The sequence below is a fragment of the Bifidobacterium sp. MSK.13.1 genome (assembly GCF_019131435.1).
Classification (GTDB): domain Bacteria; phylum Actinomycetota; class Actinomycetes; order Actinomycetales; family Bifidobacteriaceae; genus Bifidobacterium; species Bifidobacterium pseudocatenulatum.
Window position 1 is genome coordinate 41,591 of sequence record NZ_JAHOMM010000005.1, and the last position, 25,869, is coordinate 67,459.

General features: G+C 57.2%; 17 protein-coding genes and 1 tRNA gene. 9 read left to right on the forward strand and 9 right to left on the reverse strand.

What is annotated here, in order from left to right:
- Window positions 1-95 precede the first annotated feature (95 nt).
- Window positions 96-169 (forward strand) — tRNA-Met (locus KSY55_RS06410).
- 343 nt (window positions 170-512) lie between these two features.
- Window positions 513-1,868: a formyl-CoA transferase gene (gene frc, locus KSY55_RS06415; RefSeq protein ID WP_047749771.1), complete on the forward strand. Its 1,356-nt coding sequence runs from the start codon at window positions 513-515 to the stop codon at window positions 1,866-1,868.
- A gap of 224 nt (window positions 1,869-2,092) precedes the next feature.
- Here frc and KSY55_RS06420 read toward each other — a convergent pair whose 3' ends face one another.
- The 3 genes from KSY55_RS06420 to KSY55_RS06430 form a co-directional block, all read right to left on the reverse strand.
- On the reverse strand, window positions 2,093-3,187 hold the full coding sequence (locus tag KSY55_RS06420; protein WP_004223270.1) for an AEC family transporter: 1,095 nt from the start codon (window positions 3,185-3,187) through the stop codon (window positions 2,093-2,095).
- Between the two features lie 171 nt (window positions 3,188-3,358).
- A complete protein-coding gene (gene oxc / locus KSY55_RS06425; protein WP_217749628.1) occupies window positions 3,359-5,134 on the reverse strand; it encodes an oxalyl-CoA decarboxylase in 1,776 nt (591 codons plus the stop codon).
- 251 nt (window positions 5,135-5,385) lie between these two features.
- Complete coding sequence (locus tag KSY55_RS06430) at window positions 5,386-6,312, reverse strand: hypothetical protein (RefSeq protein WP_226555976.1); 927 nt, start codon at window positions 6,310-6,312, stop codon at window positions 5,386-5,388.
- A gap of 277 nt (window positions 6,313-6,589) precedes the next feature.
- On the opposite strand from KSY55_RS06430, the gene KSY55_RS06435 reads away from it, so the two are divergent.
- The 3 genes from KSY55_RS06435 to KSY55_RS06445 all read left to right on the forward strand — a co-directional run bounded on the left by KSY55_RS06435 (window position 6,590) and on the right by KSY55_RS06445 (window position 10,642).
- The gene (locus KSY55_RS06435) at window positions 6,590-8,878 is read left to right on the forward strand and encodes a maltotransferase domain-containing protein (protein WP_217749617.1); all 2,289 of its coding nucleotides are present in this window, start codon (window positions 6,590-6,592) and stop codon (window positions 8,876-8,878) included.
- A 144-nt stretch (window positions 8,879-9,022) separates the two neighbouring features.
- Complete coding sequence (locus KSY55_RS06440; protein WP_004223253.1) at window positions 9,023-9,517, forward strand: inorganic diphosphatase; 495 nt, start codon at window positions 9,023-9,025, stop codon at window positions 9,515-9,517.
- A 558-nt stretch (window positions 9,518-10,075) separates the two neighbouring features.
- Window positions 10,076-10,642 carry a manganese efflux pump MntP family protein gene (locus KSY55_RS06445; RefSeq protein WP_004223251.1) on the forward strand — a complete coding sequence of 189 codons (567 nt, stop codon included), beginning with the start codon at window positions 10,076-10,078 and terminating at the stop codon, window positions 10,640-10,642.
- 155 nt (window positions 10,643-10,797) lie between these two features.
- Here KSY55_RS06445 and KSY55_RS06450 read toward each other — a convergent pair whose 3' ends face one another.
- Window positions 10,798-11,556 carry a hypothetical protein gene (locus KSY55_RS06450; RefSeq protein ID WP_004223246.1) on the reverse strand — a complete coding sequence of 253 codons (759 nt, stop codon included), beginning with the start codon at window positions 11,554-11,556 and terminating at the stop codon, window positions 10,798-10,800.
- Between the two features lie 174 nt (window positions 11,557-11,730).
- Between KSY55_RS06450 and KSY55_RS06455 the strand changes: the two genes are divergently transcribed.
- The 4 genes from KSY55_RS06455 to valS all read left to right on the forward strand — a co-directional run bounded on the left by KSY55_RS06455 (window position 11,731) and on the right by valS (window position 17,814).
- A complete protein-coding gene (locus KSY55_RS06455; protein WP_022245579.1) occupies window positions 11,731-12,492 on the forward strand; it encodes a response regulator transcription factor in 762 nt (253 codons plus the stop codon).
- Window positions 12,493-12,628: 136 nt separating this feature from the next.
- Complete coding sequence (gene nth / locus KSY55_RS06460) at window positions 12,629-13,294, forward strand: endonuclease III (RefSeq protein ID WP_033524301.1); 666 nt, start codon at window positions 12,629-12,631, stop codon at window positions 13,292-13,294.
- 42 nt (window positions 13,295-13,336) lie between these two features.
- Window positions 13,337-14,899, forward strand: coding sequence for an ABC transporter substrate-binding protein (locus KSY55_RS06465; protein WP_004223238.1), 1,563 nt, complete (start codon window positions 13,337-13,339; stop codon window positions 14,897-14,899).
- A 128-nt stretch (window positions 14,900-15,027) separates the two neighbouring features.
- Window positions 15,028-17,814, forward strand: coding sequence for a valine--tRNA ligase (valS, locus tag KSY55_RS06470; RefSeq protein ID WP_117645888.1), 2,787 nt, complete (start codon window positions 15,028-15,030; stop codon window positions 17,812-17,814).
- 173 nt (window positions 17,815-17,987) lie between these two features.
- Here the strand turns inward: valS and KSY55_RS06475 are convergent, their stop codons facing one another.
- From KSY55_RS06475 to KSY55_RS06495, 5 genes are all read right to left on the reverse strand, one after another.
- Complete coding sequence (locus KSY55_RS06475; RefSeq protein ID WP_254881877.1) at window positions 17,988-20,048, reverse strand: hypothetical protein; 2,061 nt, start codon at window positions 20,046-20,048, stop codon at window positions 17,988-17,990.
- 167 nt (window positions 20,049-20,215) lie between these two features.
- Window positions 20,216-20,629, reverse strand: a complete 414-nt coding sequence (locus tag KSY55_RS06480; protein ID WP_004223233.1) for a chorismate mutase — start codon at window positions 20,627-20,629, stop codon at window positions 20,216-20,218.
- Between the two features lie 24 nt (window positions 20,630-20,653).
- Complete coding sequence (locus tag KSY55_RS06485) at window positions 20,654-21,130, reverse strand: Lrp/AsnC family transcriptional regulator (RefSeq protein WP_033524304.1); 477 nt, start codon at window positions 21,128-21,130, stop codon at window positions 20,654-20,656.
- A 468-nt stretch (window positions 21,131-21,598) separates the two neighbouring features.
- The gene (gene rho, locus KSY55_RS06490; RefSeq protein WP_033524305.1) at window positions 21,599-23,749 is read right to left on the reverse strand and encodes a transcription termination factor Rho; all 2,151 of its coding nucleotides are present in this window, start codon (window positions 23,747-23,749) and stop codon (window positions 21,599-21,601) included.
- Window positions 23,750-24,048: 299 nt separating this feature from the next.
- A complete protein-coding gene (locus KSY55_RS06495) occupies window positions 24,049-25,638 on the reverse strand; it encodes an NAD(P)/FAD-dependent oxidoreductase (RefSeq protein ID WP_004223226.1) in 1,590 nt (529 codons plus the stop codon).
- Window positions 25,639-25,869: the final 231 nt, after the last annotated feature.

Below are 25,869 nucleotides of genomic sequence, written 5' to 3' on the forward strand. Positions count from 1 at the left end.
ACGCGGTTTTGCATGGCCGGACTGATGCGACACGCCGATTTGACATATTTGGAAGTAATCGTAAAGTTAATAGAGCTGTCTTAAAGACAAGCCGACGCGGGGTGGAGCAGCTCGGTAGCTCGCTGGGCTCATAACCCAGAGGTCCATGGTTCAAATCCATGCCCCGCTACTGATGAAAGCTAGGAATTGCAACAATTCCTAGCTTTTTTGTTTTCCGTCAAATCTCACCAAAACCAATTTCCGGACAAAATCTGGACAAAACCCGACAAAAACCGGGTATATCAGCCGAGTTCATCAATCGCATGTGCCGAAAGTATGGAGAAAATGCGCCGGATCCGCCAATCGCATGTGCCGAAAGCGAAGATTGCCGCTCAAGGCTGAAAATCCAACGTTCTCCAAGGTTGCACGCGCTACGTTGACCTCGCCAACCACATATCACCGGATATAAGGAGAACAAGGCAATGCATTATATGAATCAAGCGAACGCGCACAACGCGACGCAGGACACCACAATGCAAGACAGCGCAACGCACGATACGGCAACAAAGGCAACGCAGGACACCGCGCCGCTGAAAGGCATCACCGTGATTGACTGGACGCAGGTGCAGTCCGGCCCGTCGTGCACGCAGATGCTCGCATGGATGGGCGCCGACGTCATCAAGGTGGAGAAGGTGCAGGGCGGAGATCCGACACGTAATGAAATGAACGACGTGGATGGCTCGTACTCCCTGTACTTCCTTCAGCTCAATGCCAACAAGAAATCCATCACGCTGAACATGAGAGATCCGGAAGGCAAGAAAATCCTCGCCGAACTCCTGAAGAAAGCCGACGTGTTCGTAGAGAATATCGGCCCGGGAGACGTGGAAAAGCTTGGTTTCGGATGGAATGACGTACATGCGATCAATCCGCGTCTGATCATGGCGTCGCTGAAGGGCTTCAACAAGGGCAGCCGGTTCGAGCATGTCAAGGCGTTCGAGCCGGTCGCGCAGTCCGCGGGCGGTGCCGCTTCCACCACCGGCTGGTATGACGGCGAGCGCAATGTGCCCACGCAGTCCGGCGCCGCATTGGGCGATTCCAACAGCGGAATGCATCTGCTGATCGCCATTCTTTCGGCGCTGTTGCAGCGCGAGCATACCGGTGAGGGTTGCTATGTGTACCAGTCGATGCAGAATGCGGTGCTGAACTTGTGCCGTGTCAAGCTGCGAGACCAGTTGATTCTCGACCGTTTGGGCAAGCTTTCCTACTATGACTGCTACCCGAATTATGAGTGGGGCAAGCAAGGCAAAGCCATTCCGCGCGCAGCGAATGCGGAGGGTGGTTTGGTGCTTGGCTGGTGCTACCGCGCGAAAGGCTGGGAGCATGACCCGAACGCTTACGTATATATAGTGGTTCAACAGTCCAAGAAGGGCTTCGAGAATTTCTGCCATGCGATGGGATTCGAGGATTGGCTGACCGACCCGCGTTTCAATACCGCCAATGCGCGTGACGAGCATAAAACCGAGGTGTACCAGCGTGTTGAGGCGTACACCATGCAGTTCGACAAGTACACGCTGACCAAGGAATTGGGTGCGAAGGGCGTGCCGGTCGGCCCGGTGTTGGATTGGTATGAGTTGGAAAACGATCCTGATTTGAATGGGGATGGCACGATTGTGACCATTGACCAGCAGGATGCGCGCGGCGATTTCAAGACGATCGGCATGCCGTTTACGATGAGTAATTTCGTGCCGGATTACCAGCGTGCGCCGAAGCTGGGCGAGCATAACCGTGAGATTCTGCATGCGTTGGGATATGACGACGATCAGATCGCTTCGCTGCGCGATTCCGGTGTGATCGGCGGCAACGATGGCGTGCAGGCTGATTTGAAGTAACGCACGTTAGCGCGCACTGGCGCACGAATAAGGGCGGATCACAAGATTCGCCCTTATTTGTTATGCTCACATCCATTGCAGTCCACGCCCCGCACTTCCGCACACAATCACATGTCTTACGTCTTACGGTTTACCGTCACAAAAAGCGCATGCAGTAACGGAACGTTGGAATTTCAACGTTCCGTTACTATATGCGCTTCGTGAGCTACAGTGAGGATACTGAATCAGCCCACGCAGAAGGGGACGAGCCAGATCCACAGCAGACAGGTGGCCGCGAATGCCACCGTGGCGACGGCCGTGGTCGAGGCGCCTTCTTTTACATAAATGTTGTAACGGCTGGAAATAATGATGCCTGAGAACGCCGGCGGCAACGCGACCGCCATCACCAGCATCGAAATCTTGTTCATGTCACCGCCCATGCCACACAACAGCGCCACGCCAAGGAACACTGCAGGCGTCAGAATCAGGCGGAAGAACGTGTTCCAGATGGTTTCCCAACCGAGCGAGAATTTCACCGTGGAAAGCGCGAGGCCCGCGGAAAGCACGGCCACACCGGAATTCGCTTTGGCGATCAGATCGAAGGTCGGCGCCACCTGGCTTGGCACATGAATGCCCACCAACACTAGGAAAATGGCCAATAACGACGCCCAGCAGATCGGTTGCTTCAGTGCGTCGAGCAACGCCTGCAGATTGCCGTTGCGGTTCTTTCCCGTATTCGACGTGCCATGCACCATAAGTTCGGCGGTTTTGTCGGTTGCGGCATCTCGCGCCGGGTCAAGCGTGATATCGCCTTTTGCATTGGCCTTTGCATTGACCGCGTTTTCGGCCTGCACGCTAAACTTCGCTCGGTCTTTAGCCTGGCCGAGGTTGATCAGATACATGCCGATCGGAATGGTCACCACGTTGACCACGATGGAAATAATGGCTATGACGAGATTCGTGCTGACGGTGTTGCCGTAAATCGGATCAAGCACAGCGAATCCAAGGAAACCAATCGTCGGAGATCCTGCGATCAGAGCACAGACGGCCGCCTCCTGAATGCTGCGGTGGAACAGCAACCGGCACAGATAATAGCTCACCATAAACATGACGATGACGCCGATGAAACTGATGGCGGTCAATGTTGCGTCTTTCGCAAGCATTGCACGGGTCGATTTGATGATGGACACAAATAACGCCGCAGGAAGCGCGATATTCAACACAAGTTTATTAAGTCCCTGCCGCTGATCGTCATCAAAATAACTGAATTTTCCACAAATATACCCTAATGCCATAATGACAATAATTGGCACGATGTCGTCAACAAGTATGTTTATCACTGTCGTTCTTTCTTTATATTTTTCTATCTGCAATCTTCTGCAATATTGTTTGATTGCTGATATTGCGGATATTGCAGATACGTTGATCGGATCATTGGTTTTCAGGCAGAAAAAGTGGGCGCACGCATTCCACCGTTCGCACGCCCACATGTCATACCGACAGCCGATGCGCTACATGCGAGCGCCGGTCGCGTAGTCGTACATGGTGACTTCGGAATCAACGAGGGCTCCGACCACCGGCTTCGGATTCAACGCTCCGATATTGCCGGATTCCTTGCCCGCATACTGCGCGATCTGCACATGCACGAAGCTTGGCTTGCCTGATTCGACCGCCTCGCCGACCATGCGTTCGACTTCTTCCGGAGTGGTGGCATAGTAACCTTTACCCCCGAACGCTTCGAGGACCTTCTCGTAATGCGCGTTGTAGGTAAGCGTCAGCGGCGACGGATCACCGTCCGCTCCAAGGTTTTCGAAGTCGCCGCGGTAGATACCGCCGTTGTTGAGCACCACGAAGGTGATGGGCAGCTGGTAGCGGCAGGCCACCTCCACTTCCATACCATCGAAGCCGAATGCGGAATCGCCGCCGATGTACAGCACTTTCTTGCCAGTGGAAAGCGCCGCGCCAATCGCATAGCCGGTGCCGCAGCCCATCACACCCCACGTGCCGCAGTCCAAACGATGGCGCGGTTCGAGCATGTCGATGATGTTGCGGCAATCATCGAGCGAATTGGCTCCCTCATTGGTGAGAATGAGATCTTCATGGTGTTTGCTGTACACCTTTTTGATGGCTCCCAAGGCGTTGAAATGGCTCATGGGCAGCTGATCGGATTGTTCGCGGGTTTCAAATTTCGCCACGTTTTTCGCGCTGGCTTCCTTCAGCATGTTCAGCCAGGTTTCGTCAGCTTTGAACGGGTATTCTTCCAGAGATCCGTTGAGCAGCGTCATGGCGGAACGAATATCCCCCACGATTGGTACGTCGATACTGCGCGTGTTTTCGATTTCTTCCGGATTGATGTCGATTTGGATGAATTTCACATGTTCGTTCCACGTTTTGCCCCGGCCGAACGACAGCATCCAGTTGAGTCGCGCGCCGACCAGCAATACCACGTCGGCGTTGCGTAGCGCGGTGGAACGGCAGCTTGCCGTGCTGTGTGGGTCGGTATCGGGCACTACGCCTTTGGCCATGGACATTGGCTGGAATGGAATATCCGTTTTCTTGACGAATTCGCGGATTTCCTCTTCGGCGCGGGCGATTGCGGCGCCTTTGCCGATCACCATGAGCGGACGTTCGGCCTGCTGCAGCAATGCGAGCGCCGCGTCGATGGATTCGCGTGCCGGCACCATGGCGGGGGCCGGGTCGGTTGCCGTCCACATCAGGCGGTCGGCTTCGCTTTGGCTCAGGGTCTGTGCCACGGTGTCATCGGGGAAATCGATGTACACCGCGCCTGGGCGTCCTGAAGAGGCGATATGCATGGCACGGGCCACCGCGAGCGGAATATCTTCGATGCGGTCGATGCGCAGCGAAGCCTTGCAGAACTGCTTGGCGTAGTTCATCTGGTCGAGGCCTTCGTATTCGCCTTCCTCAAGGTCGACCACATGGCGGGTTGAGGAGCCGCCGATCATGATGACCGGATAGCCGTTCACCGTGGCTTCCAGCAGTGCCGGTAGACCGTTGAGGAATCCCGGAGCGGATACCGTCAACGTGACAGCCGGCCGACCGGTGATGAATCCGTCGGCCGCGGCCGCGTTCACAGCGTCCTCCTCATGGCGCATGCCCACGAATCGCATACCCATGCCCTGCGCGATGCGCGCGAAATCGGTGACGGGAATGCCGACCACGCCATACATGTTTCGTATGCCGTTGGCCATCAGCACCCGCGCCAGATAATGCGGCGCATCGGTGACCTTCCGATCATCGGCTCCCTGCCGTTCGGCATCCGCACGCATGCTCGCGACCATCGTTTCATCTGCATGTTCTTCTGTCATCGCAACCTCCATTCGTATCGACGACGCCATGATTGTAGATACGTGAAAATGGGAGTTCGTCAGCAGAAAAATATGTTCGTCTGCGGCTTAATTTCAACGTTTTCAGCATGATATAGCCGTATTCTCACGCGCATGCGGAATATATTGCAGCTGAAATATCGCAACTCTCATCGAGAAGCATCACCTCCGCGAGACGACATCATCGCCGCATATCATCGTCGCCGTACCGCATACAGCATGAACGCCCCGCAGCACATCACGGCAGCCGCCAAACCCAACACCAGCCCCATCGGACTTCCTGTCTGCGGCATTTCCTGCTCGGGGGCATAAAGGTTGTCGACATTGAACGTCAGCAGGCTATCCTCACGTTCCACCACATCGTTCAGCACCATCATTTTCTGCGCGGTGACGGCCTCATCCAATCCCACGGACTGGTATCCGACCTTGATATTGACCTCGCCGGCACCCGTTGCATGCCAATACACGGTGGTTCCCTCCAGTTCGGCCCAGCCGACTGCCGTGGGCTCGTCGTCCTCGTCGAACACGGCCGGACCTTCGATCGTCGCCGTGAATACGCCCTCGATCGGCTGTCCACTCGAATCCAGCAACTGCACGAACAGGCTTCCGGACCGCAATCCCTGTCGATCATCACGCGTCACCCTCGAAGAAACCGGCAGCTTGTTCGCGGCCTCCTCCCAAAGCTCGTTGACCTTGCTTTCCAGCCCGTCCATCACCGAGAAGAGGTATTGCTCATGCCTGACCCACACCTTTTGGTCGTCATAGTTGCGGTGCACCAGCACGCCGATCGCCGCATACGTGAGCACCGGTTCCCCGTCATGTTGATATTCGGACAGCAGCCATGCGAGGCGCCGCGCCGCTTCCGTATTTTCCACGGTGGTGGTTTCGGTGACCTTATAGTCGGTCATGCTTTCGATTTGCCGGCAATAATAGAATTTGCCCGATCTCGATTCCGCGTTCACCCCGATCACATACGGTTTTCCATCGAGAAAATAGTTGTAATGCTTGCCGTTCGCGCGCAGCAGCTGTTCGGCGGCCAGCGCGGCCGGGCAGGTCATTCCCACGATTATGATGCAGGCCGCCAATACCGCGGCCAGAATCGCAAGCGTATGTCGTTTCATCGCATTCATCGCATCGTCCTTTCGATATGCACATCGTTGTTGTCGTAATTCAACAGGCTTGCATACTTGCGATTGCCACATGGCCTTTTTCAAGGGTTGTGGTCGGAGGACGTTCTTTTTGCCGTTTTTGTGGACAACTTCGCTTGTCAGCAAACGTAACTTATCCACAAAAAACGTTTTACCAATCGTAGGTAAACAAGTTATCCACAAAGGGTGGAAATCGCTGGTCGGAAGATAGTTCACCCAAATCCACCTTTTCTCCTCTATAATCGGCGGTATGGCAGAAGAAGATAAGAGCGCGGAACCGCGCACCACCGCAACCAAGCAACCAGCCGTCAAGAAGACGACCGCCAAAAGCGCGGCCGCCAAAACGGCATCGGCAACGTCTCAGACGCCTAGCAAGCGCACCACCGCAGCCAAAAAGTCCACGGCATCCACCGCTCGCAAGCGCACCACCAAAGCGAAGGCCGCCGCACCGCAAACGGTCGGCGAAGCCCCAGCCCCCGTCATCGAACGCACCAGCCCCGAACAGTTCGGCCGCGTGAACGTGCTCGACATCACCCCGAACGTTGAGAACGGCCTGTTCCCGGCACGCGTGGAGCTCGGCGAAGCATTCAACGTCACCGCCCAAGTGTTCATCGAAGGCCGCACCAAGGCAGGAGCGACCGTGTCCGTGCGTAACGCACGCGGCCGCGAGGTTGAACGTTTCGCCATGACCTGCACCAATCCGGGCCTCGACCGCTGGGAAGCCATGGTCAAGATCGGCGAACACAGCGATCTGAAGCCGTGGGATGCCGATTATGCCGCCGTCAAGCGTCAGCTGGGCGAATGGCAGATCGTGGTCGAAGGCTGGGAAGACACCTACCAGTCTTGGCTGCACGACGCCGCCATCAAGGTTGAAGTGAATGACGACGTGGAGAATGCGCTGGAATCCGGCGCACAGCTGCTCGCACGTTGGGCTGACGCGAAGGATTCCAAGCTTTCCGCAGCCGACAAGAAGGTGCTGCGCGACGCCGCCAAGACCATGGAAAACAAGTCGCTGAGCGCCGAAGAGCGTCTCGCCGCAGTCCAGAGCAGCGACATCGAGCAGCTGCACGAAACCAACCCGTTGCGCGACGGCCTGTCCGAATCGAATCCGCAGCGTTTCCGTGTGGAACGCCCGAAGTCCAGCTTCGCCTCCTGGTATCAGTTCTTCCCACGTTCCGAAGGAGCCTACTACGGTGAAGACGGCAAGATCGTTCCCGGCAACCTCAAGACGTCGATCGCCGGCTTGGAACGCGCCGCAGCCGAAGGCTTCAACATTGTGTATTTGCCGCCGATCTTCCCAATTGGCGTGACCAACCGCAAGGGACGCAACAATTCCCTGGTAGCCGGCCCGAACGATCCGGGCTCCCCGTTCGGCATCGGCTCCGAACTGGGTGGCCACGACACCGTTGACCCGCAGCTTGGCACCATGGACGATTTCAAGGCATTCTGCGAGCGCGCCCACGAGCTGGGCTTGGAAATCGCGCTTGATTTCGCTTTGCAGTGCTCGCCTGACCATCCGTGGGTCAAGGCGCATCCGAACTGGTTCCGCACCAAGCCGGACGGCACCATCGCATTCGCAGAGAATCCACCGAAGAAGTATCAGGACATTTACCCGATCGACTTCAATGCCGACATGGAAGGCATCGAAAAGGAAGTCGAACGCATTATGGATCTGTGGGTCAAGGCGGGTGTGACGATCTTCCGCGTTGACAATCCTCACACCAAGCCGGTGCGTTTCTGGCAGGATGTGATTGCCGCCGTTACGAAGAAGCATCCGGAAGTGCTGTTCCTTGCCGAGGCGTTCACCCGCCCGGGCATGATGCGCGCGCTGAGCTATGTGGGCTTCACGCAGTCGCACTGCTACTTCCCGTGGCGTAACACCAAGGAAGAGCTCGAAGAGTACCTCGAAGAGACCAACGGCAATGGCGGCTTCTACCAGCACAACACGTTCTGGCCCACCACTCCGGATATTCTCACCGCCTACGTGCGCGACAACGGCATTGCCGGCCATGCGGTGCGTGCGGTGCTCGCCGCTATGGGCAGCCCGAGCTGGGGTATTTACAACGGCTACGAGCTGATCGAAAACAAGCAGCGTCCGGGCTTCGAAGAGCAGATCGACAACGAGAAGTACGAAGTCAAGGTGCGCGATTGGGACAGCACCGAAAAGTACGGCATCGCCGAACTGCTGACCTCGCTCAACAAGATCCGTGACACTCACCCGGCTTGCCGCAGCTACCACAACCTGCACATTCTGCCGAGCGACGACGCGGGCGTGATCGCATTCCTGCGTCAGACTCCGGCCGAACTGACCGGTACCGGCAAGGCAGATACGATGATCGTGATCGTGAACCTCGACGGACACAACGCGCACCAGTCCATTGTGCACATCGAGCTTGGCGACTTCGGTTTCGCCACCGACAAGCCGCTCAAGGTGCATGATGAGCTGACCGGCCGCGACTTCGAATGGGGTTACGACAACTACGTTTCGCTCGCCCCTTGGGCCGACGTGGCACACGTGCTCACCGTAGTCGAAGACTGATTGAGTCTCAATCGATCTGATTAATCTCGGTCAGCTCGACTAGAAATTCGTTTCGATTCATACCACAATACCGGTTCCACTTCGGTGGAAAGCGGTATTGTGGTTACTGATAATGCAAACTGCCCAATCTCAAGGAGAAATGACATGGCAGAAACCTTCAACGTCGTGGTGGAAATTCCGCGCGGCTCCAAGAACAAGTACGAAGTGGACCACGAGACCGGCCGCGTGTTCCTGGACCGCACCCTGTTCACTTCCATGGGTTACCCGGATGACTATGGCTACATCGACGGCACTCTGGGCGAGGATGGCGATCCGCTCGACGCACTCGTCATGATCCCGAACTCCGTGTTCCCGGGCTGCGTGGTGGAATGCCGCGCCGTTGGCCTGTACCACATGGTCGACGAGGCTGGCGGAGATGACAAGGTGCTGTGCGTGCCGGCTGACGTACGTTTCGACGACATCAAGGATGTCGAAGACGTTTCCGAGTACCACAAGGCTGAAATCAAGCACTTCTTCGAGCAGTACAAGGCTCTGGAGCCGGGCAAGGAAGTGCTGCCGGGCGATTACTGGACCGGTGCCGCCAAGGCCGAGGAAGAAATCGTGGCCGCCCGCAAGCGCCTCGAAGAATCCGAGAAGTGATTTCCACGCCTTTCTAGATAGCTTTAGGTAGCAATCCAAGGAAAGCCCGTTGACGTACGCACTCGCACACGTCAACGGGCTTTTGCATACCTTCCAACGTCCAGATTCCGCCAGTCACTGGAAGAATCCTCCCGCAAACCAGCCCCTCAGCGGGCAAAAACCTCCACTCACTGGAACAATCACCCCACTAACACGGCTTCCAGCGGACAAATTCCCCCAGTCACTGGAAGAAAATGCCCGCAAATCAACTTCTCAGCGGGCAGATTCCTCCACCGATTGGAGGAAAACGGACAAAACCATACCCTCCAAGTGTCCAGATTTCTCCAGCGAGTGGAAGAAACAGCCCGCAGACGGGATACACTCATACTGCACGCGCATATTCGCCGGGGCCGCTATAGTGGAACACGTAATTCACGGCATGCGAACAGTATTCGCAGAATTCAAAGCCCGCTGGCTGGCGCGGCAGTTCTATGTCGGTACCCCTAGGCGTAGGCGGACGTGAGACTCCGTCGAGGCCCATCCCGTGGGAAACCGGCGGGATGAACCTATATACCAGCTATGTTGATTCAAACATTACTTATTGCCGTTTCCGTATCGATGGACACATTCGCCGTTTCCATCGGCAAAGGTCTCACCGTCAAAAAACTACGCGGCCTCGACGCGTTCAAAACCGCCCTCTGGTTCGGCGGATTTCAGGCGCTTTTCCCACTGCTCGGCTATTTCGCCGCCTCCACGTTCAGCAAATACGTGACCGCCGTCGACCATTGGATCATTTTCGGCCTGCTCGCCCTCATCGGCGGCAACATGGTGCGTGAAGCATTCGAAGAGGATGAAGAGAACGCCAAGGAAACCGCTGATTTCGATTGGAAGCACATGCTTCCGCTCGCCGTGGCCTGCAGCATCGACGCATTCGCCGTCGGCGTCAGTTTCGCATTCATGTCGTTGAACATTTGGATTTCAGTGATCATCATCGGCATCACCACCGGCCTGTTCTCCGCAGCCGGTCTGTATATCGGTCGCGCGTTCGGCTCGCGCTGGCAGAAGCCCGCACAGATCGCAGGTGGCGTCGTGCTTATTCTGATCGGCGTGAAAGTATTGCTGGAACATCTCGGATTCCTCGCATAATAATCGCAAATCAGATATACAAATAAATATACAAACTTACAGTAAAAGCCCGTAATCGCACATGATTATGGGCTTTTACATTACCGCTTACCGCAAATACTTGCGATTATTTTCCTGCGCTTTCGCGTTTTCTCGCGATTGCAGGAATCACACTATTAGAACATGACGGTCGCGTACGATGCGATACCGACCACAATTCCGGAAATCATAACCGGCAGCAGCGCAATGCCGATCCACGGATTCTTGGATTGCGGATCGGGATCGGCATCACGATTCCACCAATACGAACACGCGTCAAGCGCGATAATCAGCAGCAACGCCACAATCACCGCAACAGCCCACGCCGTCGTCGAGCCATAATCGGTGGAAGCCGCGTTTTCGCCGGAACGAATCGGCAGCAGCGTCGATAGGAAGCACCAGCCCGCGCTGCCAATCATGGCAACGCCTTCCACAACATTGTGCGACAGCGAACGAATCAGATGCGTACGGTTCTCACGCGCCATCTGACGCCCGAACGAAACCACAATCAGCAGGATCAGCAGACCGCCGACGCCGGCGATCCAGCCTTCCTGCATCCAAAACGTGTCTTCGTCACCCAAACCGGCAGGGAAAATCGCACGTCCGAGCATCATCGTCGTGGCACACACCACGGAAAGCAAGCCCGCAATCACGGAAATCGCATGCCCCGCAACACCATCGCGGAACGGGTTGAACACGGCAAGCAGCGCAATCATCGCCACGGAAGCCACAACCGTGAACGACACGATTGCGGGCTCTTCCGCATTCCCATAGGAAATGCCGGGAATCAGAGCAAGCACAACCAGCACCACATATGCGGCGATTTGGACGGCAAACACCTTGCCGAACGAGGCTTTCTGAGCCGACTTGACGGCAACTTTTTCAGAGGCGGTCATTTCGTCCCCTTTTCATGATTTTCCATAATGTGGTCATTACGTATGCGATACCATTAAATGTAGCCGCAAGTGTCCACATAGTTCAGATAAAATTAATGAAACGCCGACAACACACAACAAGAGTACAATCGCGGCAACGATACAAAACCAGTACAAGAGACAAAGGGAGCTAACGTGACGGATCTGACGCTTATGACGTTCGCTAGCGACCCAGCTACCGTGCTTCCTTCTCTGGCGCTGCTTTCCCACCGCGTACGCGTGCTACCAATGGACGCGGCAAGTCTGGTGAAAATGCCGGAAAACACCATTCTTTTTCTGGATGCGCGAGATGATCTGGCCACGGCGAAAACATTGTGCCGCCTGATTCATGCATCCGGACTGTCCACGCCGATCGTGCTCGTCCTCACCGAGGGTGGCTTCACCGTGGTCAATTCGCAGTGGGGCATCGCCGACGTGGTGGTGGCGTCCGCTTCCCCGGCCGAAGTTGAGGGGCGTCTTCGCTTGGTATCCGAGCGCGGCAACTCGCCGGTCAATGCGGTTTCCGGTTCCGGAGAATCGGGCGTGCAGAACGAAGACGGCATGATCCACTCCGGAGACCTGGTGGTGGACACCAACGGCTATACGGCAAGTCTGCATGGGCATCCGATCGACTTGGCATACAAGGAGTTCGAGCTTCTCAAGTACCTCGTGCAGCATCCGGGACGCGTGTTCACCCGCGCGCAGCTGCTGCAGGAAGTGTGGGGCTACGACTATTACGGCGGCACCCGCACCGTCGACGTGCATATCCGTCGTCTTCGCGCCAAGCTGGGCGGCGAATACGAGCATGTGATCGGTACCGTGCGCAATGTCGGCTATCGTTTTGATCCTCCGGAAGAAGAGGAAGGCGAGGCGGCGGCCAAGGACGCCGCAGCCCACAACGCTTCGAGCGAAAACTGATTGTCGCACTATTCGCATTGCAAGCATTGCCTGCGATTTGCGATGCTTGCGATTGCCACGATACTTGCGATCTGACTGTCGGCTATCTCACTTTCGTACGCGCGATTGCATATTCATGCGACGGTAGACTGGTGCCATGCCCCGGGAATCGAAACAAGCGCGACTGTCACGCATGCATCAGGAATACGCCGTATTGTGCGAGGAGATTCCGCATCCGAAATGCGCGCTGAATTTTTCAAACCCGTTTGAGCTGCTGGTGGCGACCGTGCTAAGCGCGCAAACCACCGACAAACGCGTGAATATGGTCACACCGGAATTATTCGGCGAATATCCGGGACCGGCCGCACTTGCGAGCGCCAATCCCGAACACGTGGAAAGCATCATTCATTCCATCGGATTTCATCATACGAAGGCAAAGAACATCATCGGACTTTCTTACGCATTGTGCGAACGGTTCGACGGCGAGGTGCCGCAAACCATGGATGCTTTGACAAGTCTGCCCGGGGTCGGGCGCAAAACCGCGAACGTGGTGCTTGGCAATGCTTTTGGCGTGCCGGGATTCCCTGTCGACACGCATGTGATCCGTGTGACCGGGCGGCTGCGCTGGCGTTCGGACTGGGCGAGCGGCTCCCCCGACCCCAAAGCCATCGAACGAGAGATCACCGCCTGCTTCCCGCCCGAAGAGTGGACGGACCTGTCTCACAGGCTGATATTGCATGGTCGTGCCATATGCCATGCGCGCAAGCCCGACTGCCTCAACTGCCCCCTTAACGACACCTGTCCGAGCGCATTCGCAGCGTAACGCGCATGCCCGCTGTAGCCTGTGCCAACTAGACTCAGCACCATGGAAGACACCATGGAAGAAGAAAACGGGCGGGAAGCCAAGCTGAAAGCCGAAATCACGCGATGGCTGATCTTTTTCGGCGTCGCCATCATGCTCAGCGTCATGACCTGGCTGGGCTGGTCGCTGACGAACCGCAAAAATCCGATTACCTCCTTCACCACGCTCGTTTCCGACTCCTCCGTGGCCATCGGCATTCAGGGCAGCGCGCCGGAATCGCTCGACATCCGCACCGAACAGGGCACCGCGCTGGAGCAGGCGCTGCTCGAAAACGTGTACGAAACCCTGGTGTCACGCAGCGAAACCAACAAACTGCAGCCGTCAATCGCGAAATCATGGCAGATTTCCGACGACGGACTGACCTACACGTTCACGCTCAACAGCAACATGACCTTCGCCAACGGACACAAGCTCGACTCGTCCGACGTGGTCTGGTCGCTGCAAAACGTCATCAACAACAATTACGTGGGATCCGACCAACTTGGTAGTCTCAAGGAAATCACCAATCCCGACGAAAAAACGGTGGTCATCACCCTCAATCAGCCGAATCCGTGCCTTCTGCGCGCGTTGAGCGGGCGTGCCGGCATTGTTTACGATGAGGAAAGCACGGCGAATTACGGCAAGAAAGCCGTGGGATCGGGACCGTTCACCGTGGAAGCCTCGTCGAAAACACAGATCGTGCTGCAGCGCAACGACTCGTATTGGGGCACCAAAGCCGCCGCATCGCAAATAACGCTGTATTACTACGCTTCCGAAGATTCGCTGGTCAGCGCCATGGAAGCCAAGAAAATCAGCATGGCATTGCCGTTGAGCGCGTCTGCCGCCGATGAGCTCAACCAGCAAAGCGGCATCAACTCCGACAGCGGCATCAGCTTCGACAAAGTGATGCTCGCCTTCAATAACGGCACCGAAAGCCCGTTCTCCGACGAGCAGATCCGCAAAATGACGAGATACGCCATCGACGCGCAGACCATCGCCAAAGACGCTCCGGACGCCTATTCGCCGCTCGGAGGCCCGATAAGCCCGCTGGAAGACGGGTATGAGGATCTGAGCGAACTGTTCCCCTACAATCTTGAGCAGGGCCAGCAGATGCGCAGCTATTTCGGCGCATACTATATCGCCGATATCGATCTGCTGGTGCCCAAGGAATATGAGCAGATCGGCAACACCGTGAAATCGGCGATCGAACAGCTCAATATCGGCGTCAATCTGGAAGTGCTCGATTCCGCGGCGCAAGTCACGGAACGCATGAACGCGGGCACCTACAATATCGCGCTCACCACCATGAGCGGCGAAAACGATGCGAGCGTATTCACCGACGGCCAGAGCGTGTTCCATTATGAGAACGGCGATGTGCAGCAGGCATATGCGGACGCGATGGCGGCCACCAATGATGACGATTATCAGGCACGCATGCGCACGTATGCACGCGCCGTCAGCGAAAACGCGGCAAGCGACTGGCTGTACACGCGCAAGAATTTCATGGCGGTAAGCGACCAATTGCAGGGATATCCGAAAAATCTGACCGACCGTCTGCTGCCGTTGAGCAGAGTGAAGTTGCAGTGATTTTCCCGCGATTGTCAATCAATCGCCGAACACTGCGGACAATCCGTGTGTTGCGCTGATTTTCTTGCGATTTCGGCATTCGGCTGCAGTTCCGTAAGTTGTCACATTCGCTTTCTAGACTAGCGTTTATGACTGAAAGCCAAGATACTACCATCAACGCGAACCTCACGCCGCTGCCCGACAAGGTCGGCGTGGACGGTCTCGAAGACAAGTGGCGCGAAGTCTGGGACGAAAGCGAAGTCTACAAGTTCCAGGGCACCCGCGACCGCAAGGCCGTGTATTCCATCGACACCCCGCCGCCCACCGTTTCCGGCCACCTGCACGTGGGCCACGTGTTCTCGTACACGCATACCGATGTGATCGCGCGATTCAAGCGCATGAACGGCTACGACGTGTTCTACCCGATGGGCTGGGACGACAACGGCCTGCCAACCGAACGCCGTGTGCAGAACTATTACGGCGTGCGTGTGGACACCTCCCTCAAGTACGATCCTGATTTCGTGCCGCCGTTCGAAGGCACCGATGGCAAGAAGATCGACGCCAAGGATCAGGTTCCGATCTCCCGTAAGAACTTCATCGAACTGTGCGAGAAGCTCACCGCCCAGGATGAGAAGCAGTTCGAGGCGCTGTGGCGTTCCCTCGGCCTGTCCATCGACTGGACGCAGACCTACCACACCATCGGCGAGCACCCGCAGCGCGTGGCCCAGAAGGCGTTCCTGCGCAATCTGGCCCGCGGCGAAGCGTATCAGAAAGACGCTCCGGGCCTGTGGGATGTGACCTTCCAGACCGCAGTGGCCCAGGCCGAGCTGGAATCCCGCGAATATCCGGGCTTCTACCACAAGGTGGCGTTCCGCTTCGAAGACGGCACTCCGATCTACATCGAAACCACCCGTCCGGAACTGCTGGCAGCCTGCGGCGCACTGATCGCGCACCCGGATGACGAGCGTTACAAGCCGTATTTCGGCCAGTACGTCTACTCCCCGCTGTTCCACGTGAAGGTGCCGATTCTGGCGCACAAGGCCGCGGAAATGGACAAGGGCGCAGGTATCGCCATGTGCTGTACGTTCGGTGACGTGACCGACGTTGAGTGGTGGCGTGATCTGAACCTGCCGCTGCGTTCCATCATCCAGCGCAACGGACGCATCGTGATGGACACCCCGGACTGGATCGAAGACGAGGAAGGCAAGCGCGTCTTCCAGGAAACCGCCGGCAAGACGACATTCTCCGCACGCAAAATCATCGTCGACGCGCTGCGCGAATCCGGCGATCTTGACGGCGAACCGACTCCGACCAAGCGTATGACGAACTTCTACGAGAAGGGTGACAAGCCGCTCGAAATCGTCACTTCCCGCCAGTGGTACCTCAAGAACGGCGGCACCGATCAGAAGCTGAACGCCGAACTGATCGAACGCGGTCGCGAACTGAACTTCCATCCTGATTTCATGCGCGTGCGTTACGAAAACTGGGTGAACGGCCTGAATGGCGATTGGCTGATCTCCCGTCAGCGCTTCTTCGGCGTGCCGTTCCCGCTGTGGTATCCGGTGAAGGAAGATGGCACCGCCGATTACGATCATCCGATCGTGCCGAGCGAGGACCGCTTGCCGATCGATCCGACCGACGATGTGCCGGAAGGCTACAGCGAGGACCAGCGCGACGTGCCCGGTGGCTTCACCGCCGAACCTGACATCATGGATACGTGGGCGACCTCGTCGCTCACCCCGCAGATCGTGACCCGCTGGGAAGAGCCAGGCGAAGAGAACCAGGCGATTTTCAACGCCACCTTCCCGATGGATCTGCGTCCGCAGGGTCAGGACATCATCCGCACCTGGCTGTTCTCCACCGTGGATCGCGCGCATCTCGAGAACAAGTGTCTGCCGTGGGCCAATGCCACCCTGTCTGGATGGATTCTTGATCCGGATCACAAGAAGATGTCGAAGTCCAAGGGCAACGTAGTTGTGCCAGACAAGCCGATCAAGCAGTTCGGCGCCGACGCGGTGCGTTATTGGGCCGCTGCGGCACGTTTGGGCCTGGATGCCACCTACGACGAAGGCCAGATGAAGATCGGCCGCCGTTTGGCCATCAAGCTGCTCAACGCCACCAAGTTCGCACTGGCCATCGGCCGTGAGGATGAGAACCACCATGTGGGCGCTCCGGCAACCGCAAGCTGGAACCCTGCCGACGTGACCGAGCCGCTGGACCGCGCAGCCATGGCCAAGATGGCCCTCGTAGTGCGCGAAGCCACCGAAAGCCTCAACAACTACGAGCATTCCAAGGCTTTGGAAGTCATCGAAAACTACTTCTGGCAGTTCTGCGACGATTACATCGAGCTGGTCAAGAACCGTGCATACGGCACCGCAGACTCCACCGGCCATGTGCCGAGCGAGAAGGCCGTGAAGTCCGCCCGCACCACGCTGGGACTGGGCTTGGATGCCTTCGCACGCCTGCTGGCACCGTACCTGCCGTACGCCACCGAAGAAGTGTGGAGCTGGATGCATGAGGGCGAAGGCTCCGTGCACCACGCCGCATGGCCGAAGGCTGAAACGTACGATGCGGCCGCAGCAGCCGTCTCCCCGGAGCTGCTCACCCATGCCGGTGAAGCTCTGGCCGCGCTGCGTGGCATCAAGTCGAAGGCCAAGGTTTCGATGAAGACCCCGATCCTTTCCGTGCAGCTGGGCGTTTCCGATGAAGCGCGCGAATCCATCGAAAGCGCATTGGGCGATATCGCCGAGGCCGGTCGCGTGGTCGGACGCATCTCCTTCATGGGAGCGGCCGCCGCACTGAAGGCCGTCAAGGAAACCGCCGAAGCAGCCAAGGAAGCCGTCAAGGAGGCCAAGGCTGATGCCGAAGCCGCCATCGACGTGATTGTGGCCGACAGCGAACTTGGAGAGCCGCCGGCTAAAAAGCCGAAGAACTAATGGCAACTGTAGGTGAAACCGGCAGCCTTCGTGGCAAAGCCGTTCACTTCACCTACAGACAGTCCACAGGACTGTCTGCTTAACGGCTCAGCCGGCTAAAAAAGCCTAAGAGGGGATCTTCCACGATTGGAAGGCCCCCTCTTTGTGTATCTGGATCCTATGTTTATACATTTTTATAAAACGGGAACTGCAAGCAGATATTGAGATTGCGCGGCCTTAGCAGGCTGCGATTGCACAGGCATATCCGGATACAGCTTCTGCAAAGCCTGCTGCAATATTTCGGCAGCGGCCGCAATTTCAACGGTCTCGTCAATCAAATCGCTATTATCAGGCACAATCAACGTGCGATTTCCGGAACCAGCAATGCCGTATGCTGCAATCGGCAACGCACTTGTCATCAACATTTCGGAAGATGCGGTTTTTCCTGTTGTTCCAGTATTTTCAGATGCGGAATCTACCGAATCGCCATCGCTGGATTTCTTTGATTCCACTCCCCCGACTTTCGCAACGTTCTTCGACGTGGTATCGGCAGCCGCGCCAAATGACGATCGCAGGCCGCCCGCGTAGCTCATCACATCATCCATGCTGATGGCGTTCTTGTCGTCCACCAAGCTGGCCGCAGTACCGTCGGAAGCGTTCTGCTGATTGGCCGCATCCGCCTGCGCGCGTTCCTCTTTGCGTTGGGCCTTGATACGCGCCCGCTCGGCACGGCCCGCAAGCGACGTCTCCGAAGCCGAGGCAAGTCCCATAGACCCCTTCAACGTAACTTCCGAACCATCGACAGTATCGTCGGAACTGGTCGAATCATCACCTGCATCAAGCTGATCCGCAAAACGAAGCACGATCTGGTGGAACGCACTGGCCTGACCCGTGTGCTCGCTCGCATCCGCCAACGCCTGCATCGCATCGCCAACCTTGCTTGAAGCCGACTTCAACTTCTCATTGCCGTCAATGCTGTTGCGCACATCCGCAATCGCCTGAGATTCCAAGTTTTGCGCCGAACCTGCGGAAGCCCCCAATTCCTTAAGCCGAGCGGTGTACGCGTCGGTGAAATCCATGGAATACGGAATCATCGCCGAAGAAAGCTGCGACTGGCCGGCACTGTAATCCTTGGCGCCACGCTGCTGCTCCTCGCCCGCACGCTTGTTGAGTTCCGCCACCAAACCGGATGTGCCACGCTGTTCGATGGTGCGAATCACCTCGTTCACCGCGTCGGCGGCACCCGTATGTCGGTATGCGGCGCTCACATCGTTGACCGCGTTGGCCAGATCGACCACGGACTGCGCCACCGCAGTATCGCCGTTCAATTCGGCCGCGGTGCCGAGAATGGCAGTAAGTTGCGTAGTATCGCCAATCGATCCGGAAAGATGCGTCGTATACGAGCCGACGTACGCGTCGATATACCCGTTGAACGCCTGCTCATGTTCCTGCTCACGCTGGGCGATGGTCGTTTCGGCAAGCTCCTTTTCATGATCGCGCAGTTGTTCGAGCTGCGCGATGAGCTCATGGTTGCGTTGCGATCCGACATTCGTCAAACCATCCACCAATGTGGATGCGCGATCGGTCAAACTGGTGAGATTGCCATAGCAGCCAGTTCTTCCGGAATCGCAGGCAACAGCGGCGACAGACAGCGAACTCATGGTGAAGTTTTTCGCAGTCACATACGTATGAATCGTAAGATCCTCACCCGGCTTGCCTACCGCAGCGACCAATGTCGACGAATTGCCGGCAGACACAAGCACGCCTTCGTCTGAGGTCGCGTCATTGCCGACGCGGTTGGGAATGGTGAACGCGACGATCGGCGTCAGATCAGCCGTTTCCTCCGGTCGTTCCGATTTCAGATCGATGCGGATGCCGACCACGCCCGATGCACCGGAAATCTTGGATGCGCTGACGGTCGGACCGTCCAAAGTAAAGGTCGCCGTTATATCCCACGGCAGTTCCACACGCTCTTGCGGCACGCGCTGCGAAGACGTCGCGCCCTCATCTGCATTCATGTCCGTATCAGTTGCAGAAGCGGCGTCACTCGTCAAATACAAGCGGCCCGGCTCATCAACGGACTCATATGCGCTCATCACATCGTGCGAGGCCACCGCCGAGACGTACTCGCCGTTCCGACGCACCGCATCAACCACATTCGAAACCCCGACCGCGCATACGGGAGCCGCCGAAACCAGCGTTACCGCAATGGACGCAGCCAGCATGTGCCGCAGATGGACACTCGCCACACGCATATCACGCTCACCACGCGTGCTATCGGCATGATGGGCACAAGATGCACGAAACGCAACAGAACGACGCATGCCGAGCCTCTCAATCGCAATCAAAACAACGTTCCAAAGCAATCAATGTAGCGCGCGGCATGCCCCGGCAAGAAACGATTTCGCGGAAAACAGACAGGTCAGGCGAATACGTCGAGTACACCCGGATCGACGCCGTTCTCGGCGATGCGCTTATGCCTGCGCTTGGCTTCGGTCACCACGAATTCGCGATACATTTCGGCGATGTCGGGATCCAACCCGGCATCGACAGCAATGCGGTGCAACCGTTCGATCTGGTAATCCTCACGCTTGTAATCGGCCGGCGCGAAACCCGCGCGGGCTTTCAGCACACCCACTTGGGACGTGTATTTGAAGCGTTCCGCCAGTAGGGAAACGATGGCCGTGTCGACATTGTCGATCGACTGGCGCAATGCAGCGATTTTCGCCACGGCATCGGCGACCTCGGGATTGCTTTGCGCGGTGCCCGCATCGATGACGGTTTCGGTTTCATGCTCTTCTTCTGGCCGAAGCCAGTCATGTTCGCTATCGCTCATGCGTACAAGACTACCGCGCGCATGTCACTTGGAGAAGTACCGTTGCAGCACAATCGTGGTTTCCGTGCTCACCGGCACCGTTTGGTGGATGACGTTCAGCAGATCCTCAAGCTTGCTTGGCGAGGCTGCGCGCACGGTCAGCATGTAGCTGGGTGACCCGGCCACGGAATCGCACGACATGATGCCTTCGATATCCTGCAATTTGGCGGGAATCTCGGCTTCCTTGGAATAATCGATCGGCGTGACCGCAATGTAGGCACGTACGGCGAGGCCACGCTTTTCATCGTCGATAACGGCCTTGTAGCCGAGAATCACATTACGACGTTCCAGTTTCTGCACGCGCGATTGCACCGCGGAAATCGACAGTCCCGTAGCGTCCGAAAGCTGAGACAGCGTAGCGCGGCCGTCTTTCTCCAGCATGCTGAGAATGGTTTCGTCGATATCGTCGAATTGGCCCACGCTCGCATGCGTGGTGTCGGGTTCGTTGCCATTGCCTGTCATAGATGCCCCTTTCCAACAAGCATTCTGCATCAGTCCGGTAGGACCGACTCCCCTATGCAGCTCACGTTTCCGTCCATTACCATACCCACCCCAACACACAATCCGTCAACTGCATTTTCGTAACATTTCCAACGAATTTCGATTTTCAATCATTTTTCTCCTATTTTTTTCATATACCCCCTATATAGCAATACTATTTTCGTCTTTTTACTTTCGATTTCGTATTTTTTTCGTGCGTCGATTTTTACATACCGTATGTCCACAACGTGATCATCCACATTGCCGAATCGTGCGGAACTTTCGAAAAACAATCGAAACGCATTCGAAAGTAGTTGAAAACTGCAAAACGGAAAAACAGCCGAACAGAAAGACAGCCGAACAGAAAGACAGCCGAACGAAACAAAAGGGCCGCATGGCGATTGTCATACGACCCTTGGATGCGTAACCGCAGATTGCGATTACCTGCGATTAGCTGTTGCCGTTATTCGCGGTATTGCCGCTCTGCTGGATCAGCGACGCCATGAAATCACGGTTGGTCGCGGTCTTCTTCAGACGCGGCACAAGCGTCTGGTAAGCCTGCTCAGGCTCCAGACCGCCAAGCAGACGACGCAGACGGTAGATGATCGGCAGCTCCTGCGGATCGGTGATGAGTTCCTCGCGACGGGTGCCGGAAGCGTTCACGTCGATGGCCGGGAACAGGCGCTTGTCTGCCAGTTCGCGGCTCAGGCGCAGCTCCATGTTGCCGGTGCCCTTGAACTCCTCGAAAATCACCTCGTCCATCTTGGAGCCGGTTTCCACCAGTGCGGAGGAGATGATGGTCAGAGAGCCGCCGTTTTCGATGTTACGAGCGGCACCGAAGAACTTCTTCGGTGGGTACAGCGCCTGGGCATCCACACCACCGGAAAGAATACGGCCGGAAGCCGGAGCGGCGATGTTGTAGGCACGGGCCAGACGGGTCATGGAATCAAGCAGCACCACCACGTCCTGGCCAAGCTCCACGAGACGCTTCGCGCGTTCGATGGCGAGTTCGGCGACGGTGGTGTGGTCGGAGGCCGGACGGTCGAAGGTGGAGGAAATGACCTCGCCCTGCACCGTACGTTCCATATCGGTGACCTCTTCCGGACGTTCGTCCACGAGCACGACCATCAGGTGGACTTCCGGATTGTTGGTGGCGATCGCGTTGGCGATGTTCTGCAGGGTGATGGTCTTGCCGGCCTTCGGCGGAGACACGATCAGGCCACGCTGGCCCTTGCCGATCGGCGCCACGATGTCGATGAGGCGGCCGGTGAGCTTGTTCGGCGCGGTTTCCTGCTTCAGACGCTCCTGCGGATACAGCGGAGTGAGCTTGTTGAACTGCGGACGGTTCTGTGCGGCCTCCACGGTCATGCCGTTGATGGAGTCGATGGACTGCAGCGGCACGAACTTCTGACGCTGGTTGCGGCGGTCGCCCTCACGCGGGGTACGGATGGAACCGTGCACGGCATCACCCTTGCGCAGCCCATACTTCTTGACCTGGCCCATGGAAACGTACACGTCGTTCGGACCCGGCAAATAGCCGGAGGTACGCACGAAAGCGTAGGAATCGAGCACGTCGACGATGCCCGCGACAGGCACGAGATCCTCTTTCGGCTCCTCGTGACGCTGTTCGCGTTCAACATTGCGATCCGTGCGCTCGTTGCGCTCGACGCGATCGTTACGCTCGTTGCGATCATTGTTACGGTCGCCGGTACGGCCACGACGCTCGTCACGCTCGTCATAATCGCGGTCACGGCCACGCAGGCGACGGCCACGACGATCCACGCGGTCACCCCTATCGCTGACGCGACCGCGACCACGACGCGCGAAATCACCGTCTTCAGCCTCGTCACGACGTTCGTCATCATCACTGCCCTGCGAAGGCAACGTGGCGAGAATGTCATCAAGATCGCGCACAACGTCCTCATCCTTCGGCCCTTCCACCGCACGACGGCGACGGCGCGGCTCAACGTCGGACGCATCATCCTTACGATGGCGACGACGATCATCCTGCTTCGGCGAAGCATCGTCCAATCCCAGTTCGGCCAGCAGATCGGTGGCAGCGTCCGCATCACGGCGGCGACGGCGCTTCGGAGCCTCATCGATGCTGTCCAGGGCGTTCACCGCGGCCATGACATCGGCCGCCTCCTCGCTCGTCGGAGCCTCAGCCTGCTTGCGACGGTCAGCACGCTCGGTGCGCTCGGCACGTTCCGTCTGTTCGGAGCGCTCCGCACGCTCAGCGCTATCAGCACGTCCGGCAAGGGTCTTCCTAACGGTTTTGGCCGTCTGCTTTTCGGACTGCTCAGCCTCGTTGGCTTTGCTTTCGGCAGCCTCGTTGGACTTGCCGGATTCCTCAGCCGTGTTCGCCGCGACCTCAGCGTCTGCGGTTTGGGCTTCAGCAGGAGCCACCGGAGCGGCCGGTGCAGCGGACTTCGGAGCTCGCACGGTCACACCGGCAGGCGCTTCACCGCCGGAACGAGCGGCCTGAAGCGTCGCGATAAGTTCCGGCTTACGCATGGTGGAGGTGCCACGAAGGCCCATCTGCTTGGCGAGCTCCTTGAGCTCAGGCAGTTTCATGTCTTCAAGATTCGGGCTGGTTGCCACTGGTTTTTGCCTTTCCCCTAGCTTTCGCAAGCACACGCCTGCAACAGCTGTAAAAAGAGATACGGAAATTTCCGCCACTGAAAGTCCGCCGCGAAATATCACGGTTTTCGAACTTCCCTAACCATACAACGTCATCCAGACCAACGCAACGTAGGCGTGCCAACGTATTCATGCCAATCAAGCATTCAAGTCAATGACAAATCGCAAATCACAATGCGAAAGACCCGCCATGCGATCACATGACGGGTCTTTCGCTTTACCACATGCTTTACAGCAACAGGTGCAGGTCTTGCCGGAACCTACTTTTCCTCGTGATAGCTCTTGTCGGTATTGACGGACCATACGTTCTTCTTGGACGTCTTGCCGTTCTTGATATTGCCGACGGCCTCGATTGCGGTGGCCATGGAATGATCCATGTTGTTGTAACGATGCTGGCCGTTGCGGCCGACGCAATACAGATTGCCGAAGGAATCGAGGTATTCCACGAGCTCAGGCATGCGATCGTAGGTGTCGAAATATGCTGGATACGCCTTCTTCACGCGCTCACGATGGGAGTCGATCACGTCTTGCGGACCGTTGATGATCTGCATGCGCGTAAGCTCCTGGATGGCGAACTTCTTCGCTTCCTCGTCAGACATGTTCCAGAAGGAATCGCCTTCTTCGCAGAAGTATTCAAGACCGATCCACACGGTGTTGTCAACGTCCTTGACCAGGTACGGGCTCCAGTTGTTGAAGATCTGCAAACGGCCGACCTTGTAGCCCGGATCCTGCACGTAAATCCAGCAATCAGGCACGATCGGCGGGTTGCCGAGGGTGGGAATGTCGGTGGTGTTCGACAGGCGTAGGTGCTTGACGAGCAGACCAACGGTCACGAAGTCGCGGTACGGCAGGCCGTTGGCGATTTCGGTCATGTCCTTCGGCGCGGGCTGGCTGGAAGCGTCCACGGCGTTGATGAGATCCTTGACGGGCATGGAGGAGATGAAGTCGTCCGCGGCCATTTCGGTGCGGTTGCCTTCGGAATCCTCATATACCACGGATGCGATCTTGCCGTCGGCCTGGCGAATCTCCACCACGTTCGCGTCGGTGATGACCTTCACGCCCGCGGCCTCGCAGTTGGCCTCGACGGTTTCCCACAGCTGGCCCGGACCATACTTCGGATACCAGAATTCCTCAATCAGCGAGGTTTCAACCTCAGCATTGCTGCGCTTCTTCGGCAGGAGCTTCTGGAACGCGTTCTTCAGCACGCCCATAATGCTCAGGCCCTTGACGCGCTGCGCACCCCAATCAGCGGAAATCTGGGACGGATGGCGACCCCACAGCTTCTCGGTGTACCCCTCGAAGAACATGGAATACAGCTTGCGGCCGAAACGATTGATGTAGAAGTTCTCCAGATTGTCTTCCGGCAGCTTGTGCACCATGGACTTCAGGTAGCTGAAGCCGGCAACAAGCGTAAGCTTCGGACCCATGGCCTTCAACGTGTTGGCGCTCAGGGAAATCGGGTAGTCAAAGAAGTGGCGGTTCCAGTAAATACGAGACACGCGATGACGCTTAAGCATCACCTTGTCTTCGACTTCCGGATCCGGTCCGCCCGGTTCCATATCGTGCTCGCGACCGAGCTTCTTGTCATCATAGCTTGGCGCGCCCTGCAGCGGCAGGACCCCCTTCCACCAATCCATGATGCGTTCGTCCTTCGAGAAGAAACGATGGCCGCCAATATCCATACGGTTGCCATCATGCTTGACGGTGCGGGAGATGCCGCCGAATTCGCGGGTCGCTTCCAACACAGTCACGTCGTAGTTCTCGGAGCCACCGTCCTTGACGAGCTCCCAAGCGGCAGTCAGGCCTGCAGGGCCACCGCCGATAATCACCACGGATTGCTTTTGCGTCACTTTGAGGTCTCCTTATGAAAACAAAAATCCCTGATAGTCTACCCGAGGGTAGGGAAACGAACACCGCAACTTGTGCGAATGCTTACAAAATCAAGCCAAGTCAGCCGGATATACGGCTATCGCATCATGCAAAACGCAATCATCAAACCGGCCGATGCACGACCCGACTGCGCGGCCAAAGCGCGCAACCACATTACGCAATCCAACTACGCGACCAGCAACCGCACAACT

Bases quoted from the DNA above. Each gene is read 5' to 3' on its own strand.
- KSY55_RS06465 (WP_004223238.1), top strand. From the start codon at position 13,337: ATGGAAGACACCATGGAAGAAGAAAACGGGCGGGAAGCCAAGCTGAAA.
- valS (WP_117645888.1), top strand. From the start codon at position 15,028: ATGACTGAAAGCCAAGATACTACCATCAACGCGAACCTCACGCCGCTG.
- KSY55_RS06430 (WP_226555976.1), bottom strand. From the start codon at position 6,312: ATGAAACGACATACGCTTGCGATTCTGGCCGCGGTATTGGCGGCCTGC.
- nth (WP_033524301.1), top strand. From the start codon at position 12,629: ATGCCCCGGGAATCGAAACAAGCGCGACTGTCACGCATGCATCAGGAA.
- KSY55_RS06435 (WP_217749617.1), top strand. From the start codon at position 6,590: ATGGCAGAAGAAGATAAGAGCGCGGAACCGCGCACCACCGCAACCAAG.
- KSY55_RS06480 (WP_004223233.1), bottom strand. From the start codon at position 20,629: ATGAGCGATAGCGAACATGACTGGCTTCGGCCAGAAGAAGAGCATGAA.
- KSY55_RS06475 (WP_254881877.1), bottom strand. From the start codon at position 20,048: ATGCGTGTGGCGAGTGTCCATCTGCGGCACATGCTGGCTGCGTCCATT.
- KSY55_RS06445 (WP_004223251.1), top strand. From the start codon at position 10,076: ATGTTGATTCAAACATTACTTATTGCCGTTTCCGTATCGATGGACACA.
- frc (WP_047749771.1), top strand. From the start codon at position 513: ATGCAAGACAGCGCAACGCACGATACGGCAACAAAGGCAACGCAGGAC.
- KSY55_RS06450 (WP_004223246.1), bottom strand. From the start codon at position 11,556: ATGACCGCCTCTGAAAAAGTTGCCGTCAAGTCGGCTCAGAAAGCCTCG.
- KSY55_RS06485 (WP_033524304.1), bottom strand. From the start codon at position 21,130: ATGACAGGCAATGGCAACGAACCCGACACCACGCATGCGAGCGTGGGC.
- KSY55_RS06440 (WP_004223253.1), top strand. From the start codon at position 9,023: ATGGCAGAAACCTTCAACGTCGTGGTGGAAATTCCGCGCGGCTCCAAG.
- oxc (WP_217749628.1), bottom strand. From the start codon at position 5,134: ATGCGTGCGGATGCCGAACGGCAGGGAGCCGATGATCGGAAGGTCACC.